Genomic DNA, 1,292 nt, shown 5'->3' on the forward strand with positions numbered 1-1,292 from the left:
CGCGTTCCTAGCGCGCCGCCGCGCGACCGCAAAATGGGATTGGCAAAGCGACGACGCCTTGGCTATCAGGCCGGATGAGGACCGGCGGGGGATTGCCGGCCGTATATGGGGGTACGCGGGCCATGCATCGCCACGTGCCCCGCAGGGCAATGCAAGGGCGCGTGTGAATGGCGACTGTCGACGATAGGCTCCCTCCGGGTGAGGATCCCGCGCTGCTCGCGGACGACACCTTCCACGACCCGCGCCGTCGCGACTTCATCAACATCGCCGCGGTGTCGTTCGCCGGCGTCGGCGCGCTCGCGATCGTGCTGCCGCTGATCAACCAGATGAACCCGTCGGCCGACGTGCTCGCGCTGTCGACCACCGAACTCGACATCTCCAAGATCGAGCCGGGGCAGGCGATCAAGGCGTCGTTCCGCAAGCAGCCTTTGTTCGTGCGCAACCTGACCCCGGCGGAGATTTCCGCCGCCGACGCGGTCGCGGTGTCGTCCCTGCGCGACCCGCAAACGCTGGAAGAGCGCACCAAGGCGGGCAAGAAGAACTGGCTGATCACGCTCGGCGTCTGCACCCACCTCGGCTGCGTGCCGCTGGGCGCGGGCGAGGGCGAGAACAAGGGCCCGTTCGGCGGCTATTTCTGCCCGTGCCACGGCTCGGCCTACGACACCGCGGGCCGCATCCGCCAGGGTCCGGCGCCGAAGAACCTGGTCGTTCCCGATTATGAATTCAATTCCGACACCGTCGTGACGGTGGGTTGAGGTAGCAGCTATGAGCTTTCCCTGGGCCAAGCATTACGAGCCGAAGCAGCCGCTGATGCGGTGGGTGGACGAGAAGCTGCCGCTGCCGCGCCTCGTCTACAACGCGATCGGCGCGGGTTATCCCGTGCCGCGCAACCTCAACTATTTCTGGAACTTCGGCGTGCTCGCGGGCGCGGCCTTGGTCTGTCAGATCGTGACGGGCGTCGTGCTCGCCATGCACTACGCCGCCAACGGCGCGGTCGCGTTCGGCTCGGTCGAGAGCATCATGCGCGACGTCAACGCGGGCTGGTTCCTGCGCTACGCGCACGCCAACGGCGCGTCGATGTTCCTGGCCGTGGTCTACATCCATATCGGCCGGGGGCTCTATAACGGCTCGTACAAGGCGCCGCGCGAGATGGTGTGGCTCCTGGGCGTCACGATCTTCCTGCTGATGATGGCGACCGCGTTCATGGGCTACGTGCTTCCCTGGGGGCAGATGAGCTTCTGGGGTGCGCAGGTCATCACCGGCTTCTTCTCGGCGATCCCGCTGGTCGGCGA

General features: G+C 66.6%; 2 protein-coding genes. Both read left to right on the top strand.

Translation table 11 applies throughout. The annotated features are described in order from the left end of the window. Window positions 1–167: 167 nt before the first annotated feature. Window positions 168–755, top strand: coding sequence for a ubiquinol-cytochrome c reductase iron-sulfur subunit (gene petA / locus ACFDS6_RS15800; protein WP_375273063.1), 588 nt, complete (start codon window positions 168–170; stop codon window positions 753–755). Between the two features lie 10 nt (window positions 756–765). Then, window positions 766–1,292, top strand: a 527-nt coding sequence (locus ACFDS6_RS15805; RefSeq protein ID WP_375273064.1) for a cytochrome bc complex cytochrome b subunit, incomplete at its 3' end; no start/stop codon positions are given.

The organism is Sphingomonas sp. (genome assembly GCF_042095875.1).
In the GTDB taxonomy this organism is placed as follows: Bacteria; Pseudomonadota; Alphaproteobacteria; order Sphingomonadales; family Sphingomonadaceae; genus Sphingomonas.

Coding starts and splice junctions, on each gene's coding strand:
- petA (WP_375273063.1), top strand. CDS start 168: ATGGCGACTGTCGACGATAGGCTCCCTCCGGGTGAGGATCCCGCGCTG.